The sequence below is a fragment of the Ralstonia sp. ASV6 genome, assembly GCF_016429285.1.
In the GTDB taxonomy this organism is placed as follows: Bacteria; Pseudomonadota; Gammaproteobacteria; order Burkholderiales; family Burkholderiaceae; genus Ralstonia; species Ralstonia flaminis.
This window is the reverse complement of sequence record NZ_JAELUI010000117.1, coordinates 1-17,141: the sequence shown is the minus strand read 5'-3', so window position 1 is coordinate 17,141 and position 17,141 is coordinate 1. Positions and strand designations below refer to the sequence as shown.

General features: G+C 64.9%; 15 protein-coding genes. 7 read left to right on the top strand and 8 right to left on the bottom strand.

All coding sequences use genetic code 11. The features are described 5' to 3' along the window. From JHD73_RS20515 to JHD73_RS20485, 7 genes are all read right to left on the bottom strand, one after another. Window positions 1-1,320 (bottom strand): nucleobase:cation symporter-2 family protein (locus JHD73_RS20515; RefSeq protein ID WP_199032068.1); only part of this gene is annotated, 1,320 nt, incomplete at its 3' end. A 79-nt stretch (window positions 1,321-1,399) separates the two neighbouring features. Further along, complete coding sequence (locus tag JHD73_RS20510; RefSeq protein ID WP_199032067.1) at window positions 1,400-2,479, bottom strand: GTP-binding protein; 1,080 nt, start codon at window positions 2,477-2,479, stop codon at window positions 1,400-1,402. Further along, entirely contained in the window at window positions 2,476-3,123 is a 648-nt protein-coding gene (locus JHD73_RS20505; protein WP_199032066.1) for a UbiX family flavin prenyltransferase, read from the bottom strand. The genes JHD73_RS20510 and JHD73_RS20505 overlap by 4 nt, the downstream gene beginning before the upstream one ends. Then, window positions 3,120-4,511: a UbiD family decarboxylase gene (locus JHD73_RS20500; RefSeq protein WP_199032065.1), complete on the bottom strand. Its 1,392-nt coding sequence runs from the start codon at window positions 4,509-4,511 to the stop codon at window positions 3,120-3,122. The genes JHD73_RS20505 and JHD73_RS20500 overlap by 4 nt, the downstream gene beginning before the upstream one ends. Window positions 4,512-4,573: 62 nt before the next feature. Beyond that, entirely contained in the window at window positions 4,574-5,497 is a 924-nt protein-coding gene (locus JHD73_RS20495; protein WP_021192951.1) for an amidohydrolase family protein, read from the bottom strand. A 28-nt stretch (window positions 5,498-5,525) separates the two neighbouring features. Beyond that, window positions 5,526-6,437, bottom strand: coding sequence for an amidohydrolase family protein (locus JHD73_RS20490; protein WP_021192950.1), 912 nt, complete (start codon window positions 6,435-6,437; stop codon window positions 5,526-5,528). Between the two features lie 263 nt (window positions 6,438-6,700). Then, window positions 6,701-7,594 (bottom strand): LysR family transcriptional regulator, encoded by an 894-nt coding sequence (locus JHD73_RS20485; protein ID WP_199032064.1) that lies wholly within the window; start codon window positions 7,592-7,594, stop codon window positions 6,701-6,703. Window positions 7,595-7,729: 135 nt separating this feature from the next. Here JHD73_RS20485 and JHD73_RS20480 point away from each other — a divergent pair, with 135 nt between their 5' ends. The 3 genes from JHD73_RS20480 to JHD73_RS20470 are packed head-to-tail and all read left to right on the top strand — an operon-like array spanning window position 7,730 to window position 11,351. Next, window positions 7,730-8,194 (top strand): (2Fe-2S)-binding protein, encoded by a 465-nt coding sequence (locus JHD73_RS20480; protein ID WP_199032069.1) that lies wholly within the window; start codon window positions 7,730-7,732, stop codon window positions 8,192-8,194. Further along, complete coding sequence (locus JHD73_RS20475; protein ID WP_199032063.1) at window positions 8,191-10,413, top strand: xanthine dehydrogenase family protein molybdopterin-binding subunit; 2,223 nt, start codon at window positions 8,191-8,193, stop codon at window positions 10,411-10,413. The genes JHD73_RS20480 and JHD73_RS20475 overlap by 4 nt, the downstream gene beginning before the upstream one ends. 8 nt (window positions 10,414-10,421) lie before the next feature. Continuing rightward, window positions 10,422-11,351, top strand: coding sequence for a LysR family transcriptional regulator (locus JHD73_RS20470; RefSeq protein ID WP_199032062.1), 930 nt, complete (start codon window positions 10,422-10,424; stop codon window positions 11,349-11,351). Here JHD73_RS20470 and JHD73_RS20465 read toward each other — a convergent pair. After that, window positions 11,327-12,343 (bottom strand): AraC family transcriptional regulator, encoded by a 1,017-nt coding sequence (locus tag JHD73_RS20465; RefSeq protein WP_199032061.1) that lies wholly within the window; start codon window positions 12,341-12,343, stop codon window positions 11,327-11,329. The two genes, JHD73_RS20470 and JHD73_RS20465, sit on opposite strands and share 25 nt — an antisense overlap. Window positions 12,344-12,529: 186 nt before the next feature. On the opposite strand from JHD73_RS20465, the gene JHD73_RS20460 reads away from it, so the two are divergent. The 4 genes from JHD73_RS20460 to JHD73_RS20445 form a co-directional block, all read left to right on the top strand. Then, a complete protein-coding gene (locus JHD73_RS20460; RefSeq protein WP_199032060.1) occupies window positions 12,530-13,663 on the top strand; it encodes an acyl-CoA dehydrogenase in 1,134 nt (377 codons plus the stop codon). Between the two features lie 73 nt (window positions 13,664-13,736). Continuing rightward, entirely contained in the window at window positions 13,737-15,431 is a 1,695-nt protein-coding gene (locus JHD73_RS20455; RefSeq protein WP_199032059.1) for an AMP-binding protein, read from the top strand. Window positions 15,432-15,483: 52 nt separating this feature from the next. Next, window positions 15,484-17,031, top strand: a complete 1,548-nt coding sequence (locus JHD73_RS20450; protein ID WP_199032058.1) for a CoA-acylating methylmalonate-semialdehyde dehydrogenase — start codon at window positions 15,484-15,486, stop codon at window positions 17,029-17,031. A 19-nt stretch (window positions 17,032-17,050) separates the two neighbouring features. Continuing rightward, window positions 17,051-17,141 (top strand): NAD(P)-binding domain-containing protein (locus JHD73_RS20445; protein ID WP_199032057.1); only part of this gene is annotated, 91 nt, incomplete at its 3' end.

Below are 17,141 nucleotides of genomic sequence, written 5' to 3'. Positions count from 1 at the left end.
GATGGACGACGGCACATGCGCTTCGCCGGTGCCATTGAGCAGCAGATTCAGCGCCACCGACACCAGGCAGGCGATGACCACGCCGCTGTGCAGGAACGGTTGCGTCCAGTCGGGCATTTGCTTGAACAGCGCCGGGGCAAGCACCGGCACCAACGCCGCGGCAATCGTGAAGCCCACGATCAGCACGTTGTAGCGGTTCTCTTCGTAGTCCACGCGTGCCAGCGTCTGGATACCGGCTGCGGCCACCACACCGAACATGGCGATGCCCGCACCGCCCAGTGCAGCCGGCGGCGTGGCGGCAATCACGGCGCCGGCCTTGGGCACCAGCGCCACCAGGCACATCAGCACGCCGCTCACGGCCACCACCCAGCGGCTGCGCACGCCGGTCAGCACCACCAGCCCGACGTTCTCCATGAACGCAATGAACGGGAAGGCTGCGAACATGCCGGCAATGGCGCTGGCCAAACCGTTGGCGCGCAGGCCGTTGATGGCTTCTTCTTCCTGGATGGGCTTCTCGACGATGTCACCGATGGCCAGGAACAGCCCCATCGATTCCACCATCTGCACGATCATCACGACGATCATGGTGAGTGCCGGCACGATCGCAAAAACGGGCATGCCGAAGTGGAAGGGCACCGGCAGCGTTGCCCACGGGGCTTCCGCCACACCGTGGAAGTTGCCCATGCCCAGCGCACAGCCGAGCAGCGTGCCGACAATCATGCCGATCAGCACCGCGAGGTTGCGCAGCAGCGGGGTGCCGAAGCGGTTGATGAGGAGGATGGTGAGCACCACGATGGCCGCCACCATCAGGTACAGCGGCGCACCGAAGTTGGAGGCGTTGCGCCCGCCGCCCACCCAGTCATAGGCGACCGGAAAGAGTTGCAGGCCGATGACGGTCACGATACAGCCCGTCACCACCGGTGGAAAAAATCGCCGCAGCCGCCCCACCAGCGGTGCGGCGAGCAGCGTAAACAGACCGGCCGTAATGACCGCACCGCACACGCCCGCGAAACCTACGGCAGGGTTGGTGCCGATGGCAATCACCGGCCCTACGCTGCTGAACGCGACCCCCTGCAGGATCGGCAACCGCACCCCGAACTTCCAGAACCCGATGGTCTGCAACAGCGTGGCGATGCCCGAGCAGAACAACGTTGTGCTGATGAGGACAATGGTGTCCGCCTGCGACATCTTCAGCGCCGATGCAATGATCAGCGGCACCGCGATGGCGCCGATGTACGACACCGCCATATGCTGCAAGCCCAACGTCAACATCTGTCGGGTCGACAAAATCTGGTCGACCGGGTGTACGGCTGTTGTCATGGTTGTCTCCTATCGTTGTCATGCCCGGGGCGTGCCAGGAGCCGCCCGCAGGTCAGGGGGATGTCATGTCATGGCATGCTCACGCCGCCAGACACGCGTTGAAACCGTCCTGCAGGGCCGCACGATCAAGGTCGCGGCCGATGAAGACGATCTTGCTGCTGCGCGCTTCGCTGCCCCAGGGCTGCGTTGCGCGAAAATCGATGAGGCTGTGCACACCCTGCAGCACGTAGCGCTGCGCCTGACCTTGCACGGCCAGGATGCCCTTCATGCGATACAGCGTTTCCGCTTGTTCGTTGCGCAGGGTTTCGATCCAGGTATGGAAGCGGGCGAGGTCAACGTCAGCCGGCACGTCAAAGCCCACCGAGCTGACGCTCGGGTCGTGCTGGTGATCGGGCTCGTGGTCATGCGCTTCGGCATGAACATGTTCATGGTCGTGATCATGATGGTCATGATCGTGGTGCTCGCCATGCTCGGCACCGATCTCCAGCAGCTTCTGCGTGGCTTCGAACGCGCCCACGCCAATGATCTTGTTCAGGTCGATCTCGGCATAACTGGAGGTGACGATGTCGGCCGTGGCGTTCAGCCCGCGGATGCGTTCGCGCAGCGCGGTAACGGCATCGGCATCGACCAGGTCCACCTTGTTGATGACGATGCGGTCTGCACAGACGATCTGGTCAACGGCCTGGTTGTCGACACCGTCCAGTTGCAGATCGTCCAGATGCGCGGCGATGTGCTTGGCGTCAACCATGGTCACGATGGCGTCCAGCTCCACGTGCTTGGCGATCGGGTCGTCAATGAAGAACGACTGTGCCACCGGGTACGGATCGGCCAGGCCGCTGGTTTCCACCAGGATGTGGTCCAAGCGCTCGGGCCGTGCAACGAGTTGGCGCACGATGCGCACGAGGTCTTCGCGTACTTCGGCCGTGCAGCACACGCAGCCGTTGACCATCTCGTAGATCTCTTCGTTCTCCGAGGCCATCACCAGGCCGCCGTCAATGCCGACCTCGCCGAATTCGTTTTCGATCACGGCAATCTTGCGGCCGTGGTTTTCACGCAGGATGTAATTGAGCAGCGTGGTTTTTCCGGCGCCGAGGAAGCCGGTCAGGATGGTGACCGGGATCTTGGTGTTCGGGCCAGGCAGGTGGGCTTGGGTGGTCATGCGATCTCCTTGTCAATCGTGGGTGGGGTACGGACTAAGGTTGGTAAGGCGTGTTCGCCCCAGCGCAGGGCGGTGCCGGCATCGAGCCCGAAGAGGTCGAGTACGCGGCCGAGGGTGTGGTCGATCATGTCGTCCAACGTATTGGGTCTTGCATAGAAGGCCGGCACGGGCGGGGCGACGATGGCGCCCATTTCCGTCACGGCCTGCATGTTGCGCAGGTGTGCCAGGGTGAATGGCGTCTCGCGCGCCATCAGTACCAGCGGGCGGCGCTCTTTGAGCGTGACATCCGCCGCGCGTGTCAGCAGTGTCGACGAAACACCGGTGGCGATTTCCGCCAGCGATTTCATCGAGCACGGCGCCACGATCATGCCGAGCGCGCGAAACGATCCGCTGGCAATGCCGGCGGCCATGTCGTCTGCACGGTGGTAATGCGTGGCGCGGTCGATCACGTCGGCCAGCTTGTACGGCGTTTCGTGCGTCATCGTCAGCAGGGCAGACCGCGTGACGACGAGGTGCGTTTCCACCTCCAGCGCCTGCAGCAGCTCCAGCAGGCGCACGCCGTAGATGAAGCCTGACGCGCCGCTGATGCCGACCACCATGCGCGGGGGCGCGGGGCGGAGATGCTGAAGATGGCGTGCATTCATGATTGCACTCCGGCTTTGGCGAGGATCTCGCTTGCCCGCGCAATGACCGCCGGATCGATGCGTGCACGGATGCCCTCGAAGCTGGCGCCGCGCGTGGCGTCGATGCCCATGCGCGAGGTCGTGCCATGCACGGACGACGACGGATCGAGCGGGCTGCCCGGCAGGCCATCGATCATGAACAGATCCTGATGCGGCTGGAAATGCGTGGCCATGGCCCACAGCACCTGTTCGTCCTGCTGCAGATCGATGTCCGAATCCACGGCAATCACGGTCTTGAGGTACGGGTCCCAGCCGAGCAGGGCGAGCATGATCTGGCGGGCCTCGCCGTCGCGTGTCGGATTGAGCGCGACATAGCAGTGGAAGTGCGTGCCCGAGTTCGGGTAGTGCAGCGCCGTCACTGAAGGGAAGCGCGCCTTGAGCTTTTCGCTCATCTCGGCTTCGCGCGGCAGGCGGGCCAGCGTGAGGTGCTCGGCGTACTGACCGCCCACCACGTCGACCAGCCATGCATCGCGCCGGCGCATCAACGAATCGATGCGCAGCACGTTGTTGGTGGAGCGGTCTGACGAATAGCCGGTGAATTCACCAAACGGGCCTTCTTCCGCATACGCGGCCGGGTCGATGGTGCCTTCCAGCACGAACTCCGCCGCCGCCGGCACGCCGATGCCGTAGCGGGGCGTGCGCACGATATCCAGCGGCGCGCCCAGCAGGCCACCGGCCACGGCGCGTTCATCGGCACCGAAGGGCAGGCGCGCGGCGGCGGCCAGCATGAACAGCGGATGCGCGCCCACCACCATTGCCACACGCAGTACATCGCCGCGCTCGCGCGCGGTCTGCAGCATGCGCCACAGGTGCCCGCGCGAGTGCAGGCTGGTGGCCAGCGCGTTGCGTGCGTGGCGCATCGAGCGGTGATAGCTCATGTTCGACACGCCGGTTACCGGGTCCTCAGCCACGATGATGGCGTTGGTGATGTAGGGCGCGCGGTCGCTCTCGAAGTGCTTGATCATTGGCAGCAGCGCAACGTCCACCGCATCGCCTTCGATCACCTCGTCGGTGATGGGCCCCTGCGAAACGACACGCGGTGCGATGGGCGCATTGGCACGCGCCTGGAAGGCATCGTGCAGTTGATGCGGCGGCACGTCGAACAACCGTGCCAGCCGTGTGCGCGAGGCAAAGACATTGGTGACCAGCGGCACCTGCAGGCCGCTGACCTGCTCGCACACCAGCATGGGGTTGCGGTTGCGCGCAGCAAGTTGGTCGATGACGGCCGTGACGTCCTGGTCGGCGGAGATGCCGTTGTGCAGGGTCAGGACGTCATCCGGATACAGCTCGCGATAGAGATTGGCGAAGACGTGGAAATCCTGGCCTTCGGCAAGCCGGGTCATGCTCATGGCACACCTCGCTAGAGGCGGGCGCCGGTACCACAGAGGCGCGGCGCCCGCGGGATCGGCGCTCAGGCCGCTTCTGCTGTCTGGACGTAGGTCGACTTCAGGCGCAGTTCCGCCTCGGCCAGGTCCTTGGGCGGCTTGGTGGGCTCGATGCCGACCAGTCGCGCAATGTTGTTGCCCAGATAGTCTTCGAGGTGGTCCTCATCGATGCCCAACCCTTGCGGCGGCGCCGAGCACAGCACTTCCAGCTCGCGCAGCCACATGCCTGGCTCGTTGGGCGGCGAATCGGTGCCGAAGACGATCTTGTCGCGCGGCAGCTGCTTGGCAAACTCAACGATGCGCGACTGGAAGCACCAGCCCGATTCGCAGTACACGTTGGGCGTGTCCATCGCCATCCAGAACGCCTCGAACGAGTAGTTGCCGCCCGTCTGGATACCGAAGTGGCCGATGATGAAGTTCACCATCGGGAACTCGCGGATGATCGGGTAGAACATCGTCGGGATGGTGTACGGGCCGTCGCCGGTGTGGATCAGCACCACGATGTTGTACTTGGCGCAGACCTTCATGGCCGGACGCAGCCAGTCCAGTGCGCGGTCGGGGCGGTAGCCGTGCATGTTGGCGTGCAGCTTGACCATCTTGAAGCCGTATTCCTTGATGTGGAATTCCAGCTCCGCCGCACCGTTCTCCGGGCCCCAGCGCGGGTTGTAGGTGAAGTTGCCGATGAAGCGGTCGGGGTACTTCTGCGTCAGTTCGGCGATGTACGACATGTAGTCACGAATGCCTTCGCGGCCGCGGCGGTTGCCGTCGCGGTAACCGGTGTTGCCCGGCGGCGGTTGGATGAAGCCCATGTCAATGCGGCGCGGCTTGCCGTTGATCATGTAGGGGCCATCCATCAGCTGGATCATGCGCTCGCCGTTGAACGGCGTGCCGGTGTGGCGCCAGGCCTCGTCGACGAGGTTGGTCGGGTGCAGATGGGTATCGATAATCATGGGTGCGCTCCGTGCGTTCTGCGGTGGCTCAGGCGGCAGCCAGCGCAAGCTGCGCTTCGGCTTCGGCCACGGTCTTGGGCGGACGGGTCGGCTCCAGGCCGATCATGCGGGCGATGTTGTTGCCCAGGTAATCCTCGAGCGTGTCTTCATCGAGGTTCAGGCCCTGCGGCGGGTCCATGCACAGCACCTCCAGCAAGCGTAGCCACATGCCGGGCTCGTTGGGCGGCGTGTCGGTGCCGAACAGGATCTTGTGCTTGGGCAGCACCTTGGCAAATTCAACGATGCGCGACTGCAGGCACCAGCCCGATTCGCAGTACACGTTGGGCAGTTCCATGGCCCACTGCATCGGCTCGAACACGTACACGCCGCCGGTCTGCACACCAAAGTGCGCCATGATGAAATCGACGTTCGGGAACTGCTTGATCATCGGAATCCATTCCGATGGGATGCTGTAGGGGCCGTCGCCGGTATGCAGCTTGACGGGCACACCCAGTTCGGCGCACTTCTCGAAGGCCGGCATCACCCAGTCCAGCGCGCGGTCGGGCCGGTAGGCGTGCATGTTGGCCTGCATCTGGACCATCTTGAAGCCGTGTTCCTTGACGTAGCGCTCGATGGCTTCCACGCCGTTCTGCACACCGCAGCGCGGGTTGTAGACGAAGCAACCGATGAAGCGGTCGGGATACGTCTGCACCATCTTGAGGGTGTACGCCATGTAGGCGTCGATGGACTCGCGGCCCGTGAGCTCGCCGTCCGTCCACGTATAGATGGTGTTGCCCTGCGGCGGCTGGATGAAGGCCTTGTCAATACGGCGCGGCTTGCCGTTGATCATGTAGGGGCCGTCCATCATTTCGAGCAGACGCTCGCCGGTAAAGGGGTCGCCGTCGTGCCACCACGCGAGGTCCACCAGGTCGGTGGGGTAGCAGCTGATGTCGATGATCATCGTTGGATCTCCTGATGACTGGGAGGAAGCGCGTGATGGCTTCCCGGTGAGGGCAGGCACGTCCTGCAGCGCGGCGCTCTTTGCTAGGCGTGTGCCTTCCCCTCGCCGGATCGCGTTGATTCGCGTTGATGCCGGATGCGTGCTGCTTGGGGCGCAGTATCGGAGTCGGAACTAGGGGCCGGCCAATACTATTTGGCGGCGGTCTTGATACGTTGCCGATATCGGCAAGCGGGCGGGAAGGTGAGGCGGGGATAAGCGACGGCTCAGCCGCCCAGCGTGTCGCGTGTGAGTTGCTGCACTGCATTTACCACGGCGCGGGCACGCTCGCCCTGGCCGCGTTGCCAGACGGCATATAGGTTGTAGTGCGCCGGGATGGCCACCTCGGTCAGTTGCACGAGGCGCCCATGCTGCAACGCATCGGCCGCCAGCAGGCCGCGCACCAGCGCGACGCCGATGCCGGATTCGGCCGCAGCCACCATGTTGGCCGCGTTATCGAAAGCGGCCACCACCGCGGGTTCCTGCGGCTCCTGTGCGGCCGCATCGAGCCAGGGAATCCACGAGCGCCGCGTGTAACCCAGCAGCGGCAGCGTCATCACCGCCGATGGTGCGAGTGGCGCCTGCACACCGTGCTGTTCCAGCAGGGCAGGTGCCGCCACGGCGGTGACGTGGTCGCCACAGATCAGGGCCATCTCGCAGTCGTCCCATTCCCCGTAGCCGTAGCGCAGCGAGACATCCACACGCTCGAACGATGGCCGCTCGCCGCGTGTGGTCGACAGGAACATCACCTGATAACCGGGCAGTGCCATCAGCAACTGCGGCAGCCGCGCGTTGAGCCAGCCCTGCGCCAGTTCGCTGTCGACATCGACGATTAACGTTTGCGGCACGCGCCGGTTGCGCACCGAAGACAGCGCCCGGTCCACCTGGCCGAAGCCGTCGGTGAGCATGCTGGCGAAGAGTTGGCCGGCGTCGGTCAGCACGATGCCGCCGGCCTCGCGCACAAAGAGCGGCTGGCCGATGAACTCCTCCAGTGAGCGGATCTGCTGGCTGATGGCGCTGTGCGTCAGGTCCAGTTGCTGCGCGGCCTTGGTAAAGCTGCCGGTGCGGGCGGCCTGCAGGAAGGCATGCATTGACTGGATCGACGGATAACGCTTGTACATGGCGGCTGTCAGTGGGCTGTTAGTTCGACTTACAGGGTCCGGCAGAAATCGTCGCTGGCGGGGTGCCGGGGCGCGGCTTCATATTGCGGCCAGTAGCGGCCGCACAAGACGGCCCGGTTTCTGGAGGAAACAATGATGACCGACATTCTGGTCAATGGCACCCCCCATGCGCTGGACGATGCCGACGCCGACATGCCTCTGCTGTGGGTATTGCGCGACCGGCTTAAGCTGACCGGCACCAAATTCGGCTGCGGTGGCGGCTTCTGCGGGGCCTGCACGGTCCACCTGGATGGCGCGCCGATTCGCGCGTGCATCACGCCTGCATCGGTAGCGGCCGGGCACAAGATCACCACCATCGAAGGGCTGTCCAAGGACGGTACACACCCACTGCAACGCGCCTGGGTGGCTGAGGACGTGCCGCAATGCGGCTACTGCCAGTCGGGGCAGATCATGTCGGCGGCAGCGCTGCTGGCGGCCGGTGGCCCCGTCAACGACGAGGCCATCACCAACGCCATGGCCGGCAACATCTGCCGCTGCGGTACCTATGGGCGCATCCGCCAGGCGATCAAGCGCGCTGCCGACGAGCGAGGCAAGGCATGAACGCGACGCCGCAAGTGCCACACGCGCCGATGCTCGATGCGCCATCGCGCCGCCGCTTTCTGCAGCAGAGCGCATTGTTGACGGCAGGGCTGGCAGTCGGGTTCCGTCTGCCCGATGCGCTGGCTGCCAGCAAGGACGCCGCAGCGGGCGAGTTCGAACCGAATGCCTGGGTACGCGTGCTGCCGGACAACACGGTCAAGATCGTCGTTCACAAGCATGATTCCGGCACCGGCACACAAACGGCGCTGGCCGCCTGCGTGGCGGAAGAGCTGGATGTGGACCCCATGCGCATTGCCGTCATCACGCCGGAAGATCCGTTTTTTCAGGACTACATCCACCCGATCTGGAAGGTGTATTCCACGGGCGGCAGCACCAGCGTGTCGCTCGAATACGCACGCCTGCGGCAGGCGGGCGCCACGGCGCGCGCGATGCTGGTGAGTGCGGCAGCGCAACGTTGGGGTGTGCCGGTTGCCAATTGCAGCACGGCGGATGGCACCGTCCTCTGCGCCGACGGCCGCAAGGCCACCTACGGTGAACTGGCCGATGCGGCAGGCCGCCTGGCCGCGCCTGCCAACGTCGTGCTCAAGAACCCGGCGGACTTCAAATACATCGGCAAGCTGCGGCACAAGCGCGATGCTGCGGCCAAGGCCAGCGGCCGCTTCCAGTACGGCATCGACGTGGCATTGCCCGGCATGCTGGTGGCAGTGGTGCAGCGTGCTCCGATGACTGGGGCGCGCGTGCGGCATATCGACAGCGCCGAGGCTTTGAAGGTGCGCGGCGTGCGCCAGGTCATCACCATTCCGCTGCGGTCTGACGTGCTGGGCGGCAACCAGGAAGGCGTGGCGGTGTTGGCCGACGACTACTGGGCCGCCAACAAGGGCCGTGCCGCGCTCAAGGTCGAGTGGGACGACAGCGCCTTCGCCGATTTCGACAGTGGTCATGTCGCCGAGCACCAGGCAGCGTGGCTCGCCAGTGGCAAGGCCCGTGTGGTGCACACCGTCCAGTCGGGCAATACGGATGCGGCGATCGCGCACGGGGTAAAGCGCATCAACGCAGCCTACCGCATGCCCTACAAGCAGCAGAACCCGCTGGAGCCGGTCAACATTACCGCGTGGCTCAAGGATGGCGTCATTCAGTACTGGGGCGGTATCCAAGTGCCGTCCACAGCGATGGAGGCGGCCGAGACGATCTGCGGCCTGCCGCGCGACAAGGTGGTCCTGCACGAGATGGTGTCGGGCGGCAGCTTTGGCGCGCGCGAGAGCAAGTACTGGTTGTTCGAGGTGAGCTACCTTGCCAAGAAGGCTGGCGTGCCCGTCAAGCTGATGAACAGCCGTGAAGACGAGATGCGCGCGCTGTACGGCCACCCCGCCACGTATCACCAGCTCGAAGGCGCGCTCGATACACAGGGCCGGCTCGATGCGCTGCGCATCCGCGCGGTGTCACCGGCCTCGCCCGAGCAATGGGAGCCCGGCTACTTCGACCGTGCAGACCGCATGGACTACAGCACCACCGAGGCCATCTCGAAGTGGGATTTTCCGTACCGCGCCAACCACATGGACATCGGCTGGGTGCGCCACGAAACGGGCATCCCGACGGGCTGGTACCGGGCGGTCAGCTTCATCCCCAATGTGTTCGCCACCGAGAGCTTCATGGACGAGCTGGCTGTTGCGGCCAAGCGCGATCCGGTGGAATTTCGTGTTGCACACATGGCTGACCGGCCGCGTCATGTGGAGGTGCTGCGCACCGCCGTACAGCGCGCCGGGTGGGGAAAAACCGCGCACGGGCATGCGCTGGGCGTCGCCACGCACCAGGCCTATGACAGCTACATCGCCGTGGTGGCCCAGGTGGCGCGTAAGGATGGCCGCGTGGTGGTGGAGAAGCTCACCTGCGTGGCCGACGTCGGCTTGGCTGTCTCGCGCACCGGTGTGGAGGAGCAGCTTTACGGCGGCCTGATGTGGGGCCTCGGCCATGCGCTGTTCGATCGTATCGATATCCAGGGCGGTGCGGTTCAGCAGAGCAACTTCCACGACTACCCGGTGATGCGCATGTCGGACATGCCCGCCATCGAGATCGTTGTGGTGGACGGCAACCGCGACAAACCAGGCGGCGTGGGCGAATTGGCCAATCCGCCGGTCGCGCCCGCCATTGCCAACGCCATCTTCCGGCTGACCGGAAAGCGCCAGCGCGAAACGCCGTTCAAGCTCGACCTGCAGGCGTAGGGCGCATCATGGACATCCGCCTGCTGCGCTACTTCTCGGTGCTGGCCGACGAACTGCACTTCGGGCGGGCGGCGGCGCGCCTGTTCATGTCGCAGCCGCCGCTGAGCCAGCAGATCCGTCTGCTGGAAGATGAGATCGGCACGCCGCTGTTCGTGCGCAGCCACCATCGCGTGGAGCTGACGGCGGCCGGGCGCACGCTCAAGGAACAGGCGCCGCTGGTGTTCGAGCAGCTCAACCGCGCGCTGGATCTTACGCGGCAAGCGGGCCGCGGCCAGGTCGGCGAGTTGGAAATCGGCATGATCAGCTCGGTGATGGTGGGGCTGCTGCCCGAAGCGCTGCGCCAGTTTCGTGAGCGTTACCCCGGCGTGGATTGGCGCCTCAAGGAAATGACGCCCGCAGCGCAGGTCACAGCGCTCAAAGAGCGCCGCATTGACGCCTGCATCTTCCGCCTCGGCCACGAAGACCCCGCCGTGCGCAGTGAGTTGCTGCAGCACGAGCCCATTGTGATGGCGCTGCCCGCCACACACCGGCTGGCCGGGCAAACCAGCCTGGCACTCGGCGACTTTGCCGGCGAGCCGTTCGTGGCGTTCGAGTCCAAGCGCTCACGCTTTGCCGACCACCTGATGCATCTGTGCATCCAGGCCGGTTTTGCACCGTTGGTGCGCCAGCAGGTGACCGAGGTGCAGACGCTTCTGGCGCTGGTGAGTGCGGGCTTTGGTGTGGCGCTACTGCCTGGGTCCACCGCCAACCTGGCGCCGCCCGGGGTGGTTTTCAAACCACTGGACCCCGCGCTTCCAGCCGTGCCGCTGTACGTGCATTACCGCGTGGACGACACATCGCCAGTGCTCAAGGCTTTTCTGGAAACGCTGCGGGAAGTGAGCAGCGTAGGTGCGGACGCCGCCGCTGCTGAGCCTCAGCCTGCGCTGGTCAAGCGGTAGTCGGTCGGTCGCATGCCCGTCCACTTGCGGAAGGCGCGGTGAAACGCGCTTGGCTCTGCAAAGCCGACGGCGACTGCAATGTCGGCAATCGTGCGGCGCGTGTCCTGCAACTGGCCGATGGCAATGTCGCGCCGCAGGTCATCCTTGATGGACTGATACGTGTGGCCCTCCAGCTTGAGGCGCCGGCGCATGGTGGCCTCGGCCACGTTCAGCTTGAGCGCCATCGCGTCTGATGCAGGCCAGCTAGCCACCGGCAGGTTGCGCAGCGTCTTGCGCACGCGCGCCGCGAATGAATCGGGGTTGCGGTACTTGACGATGAAGCTGCCCGGCGCATCGCGCAAGAAGGTCTTGATGGACGCGGCGGTTTGGATAACCGGCAGGTCAAGAAAGGCGGGCGAGAGATCGACATACGATGCGCTGTGCTTGAATGCCATGTCGTCACAGAACATCAGGCGGTACTCCTGCGCATCTTGCGGCGCCGCACAACGGAAGCGTGCGGCGATGAGCGGAATGCGCCGCCCCACCAGCCAGCAGACCAGGCCGTAGACCATGATGAACCACGTGGCGTAGGTGAACATGGGCGGCACACGTGTGCCCTTGCGGTGCACGAAGGCCAGGCGCACGTGCTGCGCATCCTCTTCGATCTGCACGTGCAGATCATCCAGCACCAGCCGCAGGAAGCCGGTCGCGCGCTGCAGCGCCTGCCGGCCGGTGCGCGCGGTAAGCGCCGCCTGCGTCATCGCCACGAAGCTGCCCCAGCGCATGGGGTGCGCATCCTGCCCGAAGAACTCGTCGTCCATGGCCTGCGCAATGCCAGCCCACAGGGCGCCGTACTGCGCGGACGACACGCGGCTGCGCGGTGAGCCCAGCATCTGCGGCGTGATGCCGGCCGCCGCCATGACGGGCTGCACGTCGACACCGTGTGCGCGTGCGCGGGTCACGGCCTCATTGACGAGGCTGACAGAGACGGTTCCTTTTTCGTTGTTCTTCATCGTTGCAGCGAACGTTACGGCAGCGCGGTATGGCAAATCCGCTCACGCAAGTTGAGCGTGACGGGCATCGAAGCCGGCGCGCCGCATGCCTACACTTTTTCCCCATCGAATACACGCGCCGCGGGCTGCACAGTGTAAGGCGCCCATGCACGCAGCGTCACGCGGTCGGCAAGCAGAGAGCAAGCGATGGACGATTTCTATACGGAAGAGCAGCGGATGATCCACGACGCTGCGCGCGACTTTGCCACCGAGCGCCTGGCGCCCAATGCGGCGCAGTGGGACCGCGATGGTGCACTGCCAGATGACGTGGTGCGCGAGATGGGCGAGCTGGGCCTGCTGGGCATGATCGTGCCGGCCGAGCTGGGCGGTTCGTACACCGACTACGTGGCCTATGCGCTTGCGCTGGAAGAAGTGGCCGCCGGCTGCGCCGCCTGCGCCACGATGATGAGCGTGCACAACTCGGTCGGCTGCGGCCCGATCCTGAAGTTCGGCACCGAGGCGCAGAAGGCGCGCCACCTGCCGGACCTGGCCACGGGCCGCGCGATTGGCGCGTTCTGTCTGACCGAGCCGCACGCCGGTTCCGAGGCCAACAATCTGCGCACGCGTGCGGTGCTCCGCGACGGCAAGTGGGTGCTCAACGGCAACAAGCAGTTCGTCACTAACGGTGCGCGGGCGGACATCGCCATCGTGTTTGCCGTGACGGACCCTGAGGCCGGCAAGCGCGGCATCTCAGCCTTTATCGTGCCGACGGACACGCTGGGCTTTCATGTGGGGCGGCCGGAGCACAAGCTCGGTATTCGCGCGTCGGACACCTGCCCCATCACACTAGAAGACTGCGCCGTGCCCGAAGAGAATCTGCTGGGTGAGCGTGGCGAGGGCTTGAAGATTGCGTTGTCCAACCTCGAAGGCGGGCGCATCGGCATTGCCGCACAGGCAGTGGGCATTGCGCGCGCCGCGTTCGATGCCGCACGCAACTATGCCAACGAGCGCATTCAGTTCGGCAAGGCACTGCGCGAGCACCAGACCATCGCCAACATGCTGGCCGACATGGCCACGCGCCTGAATGCGGCGCGCCTGCTCGTGCACCACGCGGCGCGCCTGCGCAGTGCAGACAAGCCGTGCCTGTCCGAAGCCTCGCAGGCCAAGCTCTACGCATCCGAACTGGCCGAGGAGATCTGCTCCAACGCCATCCAGATCCACGGCGGCTACGGTTACCTGGCCGACTACGCTGTCGAGCGCCACTACCGCGACGCACGCATCACCCAGATCTACGAAGGCACCAGCGAAGTCCAGCGGATGGTGATTGCGCGGCACGTGTAGCGCGCCCTGCACGGCATCGACCGAGTACGAAACAGCGACGAAAGAGCGCAGACGCGCCGACTAGGAGACGACGATGAACGAAGTGGCATCTGCAGCAAAGGGTTTTGTCGAGGCGCGCGATTTTCTGCTCCGCCATCGCTCAGACTACGACCGCGCGTACCGCGAGTTTGCATGGCCGAAGCTGGACACGTTCAACTGGGCGCTCGATTACTTCGATGTCATGGCGCGCGGCAACGACAACCCGGCGCTGTGGATTGTCGATGACCTGCAAGGCGAAGGGCTGAAGCTCTCGTTCGCGCAGATGTCCGAGCGCTCGTCGCGCATGGCGAACTTCCTGCGCAGGCTGGGCATCGTGCGTGGCGACCGCTTGCTGCTGATGTTGCCCAACCGCGTGGAACTGTGGGATGTGATGCTAGCGGCCATGAAGCTGGGTGCCGTGGTGCTGCCAGCTACGACGCAGCTCTCGCCGGATGACGTGCGCGACCGCGTGGAACTGGGTGGTGCGAACTGTGTGGTTGTGGATGCGGCGGAGCTGCACAAGTTCGATACCGTGGATGCGGGCGTCAAGCGCATTGCCGTGGGTGCGCAGCGTGAGGGCTGGATCGATCTGGCCGGCGCGTACAGCGCACCTGCAGAGTTCATCCCCGATGGCCCGACCCAGGCCACGGATCCACTGCTGCTGTACTTCACCTCGGGCACCACATCCAAGCCCAAGCTGGTGGAGCACACGCACCAGAGCTACCCGGTCGGCCACCTGTCGACCATGTACTGGATCGGCCTGCAACCGGGCGACATTCACTGGAACATCAGCTCGCCCGGCTGGGCCAAGCATGCCTGGAGTTGCTTCTTTGCGCCGTGGAATGCGCAAGCCTGCGTGTTCGTCTACAACTACGCGCGCTTCGTGCCGAAAGACACGCTGAATGTGCTGGTGCGCTGTGGCGTGACTACGCTGTGCGCGCCGCCTACCGTGTGGCGCATGCTGGTGCAGGAGCCGCTGGCGTCGTACCCGGTCAAGCTGCGCGAGATCGTCGGTGCAGGTGAACCGTTGAACCCCGAGATCATCGAGCGCGTGCGCAGTGCCTGGAGCGTGACCATCCGCGATGGCTTTGGCCAGACCGAGACCACCTGCCAGATCGGCAACACGCCGGGCCAGCCGGTGGTGCCGGGCTCGGTCGGGCGCCCGTTGCCGGGCTACCGCGTTGAACTGGTCGACCACGATGATCAACCCGCCAGCGAAGGCGAGATCGTGCTGCCGCTCGCGCAGCGTCCGTTGGGCCTGATGCAGGGTTACGCCAATAATGCCAAGGCCACCGCCGAAGCGATGCGCAACGGCTACTACCACACGTCTGACGTCGCCATGCGCCGCGACGACGGCTACTTCGTCTACGTCGGCCGCACGGATGACGTATTCAAATCATCCGACTACCGCCTGAGCCCCTTCGAGCTGGAGAGCGTGCTGATCGAGCACGAGGCCATTGCCGAAGCCGCCGTGGTACCGAGTTCCGACCCGCTGCGCCTGTCCGTGCCCAAAGCTTTTGTGACGGTGCGCCAGGGCTACGAGGCTGGCCCGGAGTTGGCGCGCGCCGTGTTCCTCTTCTCGCGCGAAAAACTCGCGCCGTACAAGCGCATCCGTCGCCTGCAGTTCAGCGAGCTGCCCAAGACGATCTCCGGAAAGATCCGCCGGGTTGAGCTGCGCCGGCTCGAACTGGAGCGCAACCCAGAACCTGCCCGCATGCCTGGGGAGTTCTGGGAAGAAGACTTCGCTTGACCAAGCTGATCCCCATTGAACCCCCGCCATCGAATTCCCTAGGAGAACCACAATGAGCGCCGTTGCCTCTCTCGCTTCCGCCAAGCCTGCTGCCAATCAGGACACCCCGCCCACCGTCAAGCTGTTGATCGGCGGTGCGTTTGTCGAATCCAAGTCGAAGGAGTGGCGCGACGTCGTGAACCCTGCCACGCAGGAAGTGCTGGCGCGCGTGCCGTTTGCCACGGCAGCCGAGGTGGATGCGGCCATCCAATCTGCGCATGCCGCGTTTGCCACGTGGAAGAACACGCCGGTGGGCGCGCGCATGCGCATCATGCTCAAGTTCCAGGCGCTGATTCGCGAGCACTCAGCACGCATTGCACGTACGCTCACGGCGGAGCAAGGCAAGACGCTGCCGGATGCCGAAGGCGACATCTTCCGCGGGCTGGAGGTGGTGGAGCACGCGTGCTCGATCGGCTCACTGCAGCAGGGTGAGTTTCTGGAGAACGTGGCCGGCGCGGTGGACACCTACACGCTGCGCCAGCCGATTGGCGTGTGTGCGGGCATTACGCCGTTCAACTTCCCGGCGATGATCCCGCTGTGGATGTTCCCGATGGCCATTGTGTGCGGCAACACGTTCGTGCTGAAGCCGTCGGAGCAAGACCCGCTGTCGACCATGATGCTGGTGGAACTGGCGCTGGAGGCCGGTGTACCGGCGGGCGTGCTCAACGTCGTGCACGGCGGCAAGGACGTGGTGGATGCGCTCTGCACGCATGAACACGTGAAAGCGATTTCGTTTGTCGGCTCCACCGCCGTGGGCACACATGTGTACCGCCTGGGCAGCGAGCACGGCAAGCGCGTGCAATCGATGATGGGCGCGAAGAACCACGCCGTGGTGCTGCCAGATGCCAATCGTGAGCAGACGCTCAATGCGCTGGCCGGTGCGGCCTTTGGCGCGGCGGGGCAGCGCTGCATGGCAACGTCTGTCGTGGTGCTGGTGGGCGCAGCCCAGCAATGGGTGCCGGACCTGATCGCCAAGGCAAAAACGCTCAAGGTGAATGCGGGTGTGGAACCGGGCACGGACGTCGGCCCCGTGGTCTCGCGCGCAGCCAAGCAACGCATTCTCGGCCTGATCGAGTCGGGTATTCAGCAGGGCGCCACGCTGGCACTCGACGGTCGCGGTGTGCAGGTCGCCGGATATCAAGACGGCAACTTCGTCGGCCCAACCATCTTCACCGATGTGACGACCGATATGGATATCTACACCAACGAGATCTTTGGGCCGGTGATGGTTGTGCTGACGGCACCGACGCTGGACGACGCCATTGCGCTGGTCAATGCCAACCCGTTCGGCAACGGTGTGGGCCTGTTCACGCAGAGCGGTGCATCGGCACGCAAGTTCCAGAGCGAGATCGACGTCGGCCAAGTGGGCATCAACATCCCCATTCCGGTGCCGGTGCCGTACTTCAGCTTTACGGGGTCGCGCGGCTCCAAGCTGGGCGATCTGGGCCCGTACGGCAAGCAGGTCGTGCAGTTCTACACGCAGACGAAGACCGTGACCGCCCGCTGGTTTGACGACGCAGTCGATGCTGGCGGCGTGAACACCACCATCAGCCTGCGCTGAGCGGCCAAGGAGCGTTGTCATGAAGATCGCATTCATCGGCCTGGGCAACATGGGCGCCCCGATGGCGCACAACCTGTTGAAGGCAGGCCATGCACTCAACGTGTTCGATT

Bases quoted from the DNA above. Each gene is read 5' to 3' on its own strand.
- JHD73_RS20480 (WP_199032069.1), top strand. From the start codon at position 7,730: ATGACCGACATTCTGGTCAATGGCACCCCCCATGCGCTGGACGATGCC.
- JHD73_RS20475 (WP_199032063.1), top strand. From the start codon at position 8,191: ATGAACGCGACGCCGCAAGTGCCACACGCGCCGATGCTCGATGCGCCA.
- JHD73_RS20460 (WP_199032060.1), top strand. From the start codon at position 12,530: ATGGACGATTTCTATACGGAAGAGCAGCGGATGATCCACGACGCTGCG.
- JHD73_RS20510 (WP_199032067.1), bottom strand. From the start codon at position 2,479: ATGACCACCCAAGCCCACCTGCCTGGCCCGAACACCAAGATCCCGGTC.
- JHD73_RS20450 (WP_199032058.1), top strand. From the start codon at position 15,484: ATGAGCGCCGTTGCCTCTCTCGCTTCCGCCAAGCCTGCTGCCAATCAG.
- JHD73_RS20490 (WP_021192950.1), bottom strand. From the start codon at position 6,437: ATGATCATCGACATCAGCTGCTACCCCACCGACCTGGTGGACCTCGCG.
- JHD73_RS20465 (WP_199032061.1), bottom strand. From the start codon at position 12,343: ATGAAGAACAACGAAAAAGGAACCGTCTCTGTCAGCCTCGTCAATGAG.
- JHD73_RS20470 (WP_199032062.1), top strand. From the start codon at position 10,422: ATGGACATCCGCCTGCTGCGCTACTTCTCGGTGCTGGCCGACGAACTG.
- JHD73_RS20495 (WP_021192951.1), bottom strand. From the start codon at position 5,497: ATGATTATCGATACCCATCTGCACCCGACCAACCTCGTCGACGAGGCC.
- JHD73_RS20485 (WP_199032064.1), bottom strand. From the start codon at position 7,594: ATGTACAAGCGTTATCCGTCGATCCAGTCAATGCATGCCTTCCTGCAG.
- JHD73_RS20455 (WP_199032059.1), top strand. From the start codon at position 13,737: ATGAACGAAGTGGCATCTGCAGCAAAGGGTTTTGTCGAGGCGCGCGAT.
- JHD73_RS20500 (WP_199032065.1), bottom strand. From the start codon at position 4,511: ATGAGCATGACCCGGCTTGCCGAAGGCCAGGATTTCCACGTCTTCGCC.
- JHD73_RS20505 (WP_199032066.1), bottom strand. From the start codon at position 3,123: ATGAATGCACGCCATCTTCAGCATCTCCGCCCCGCGCCCCCGCGCATG.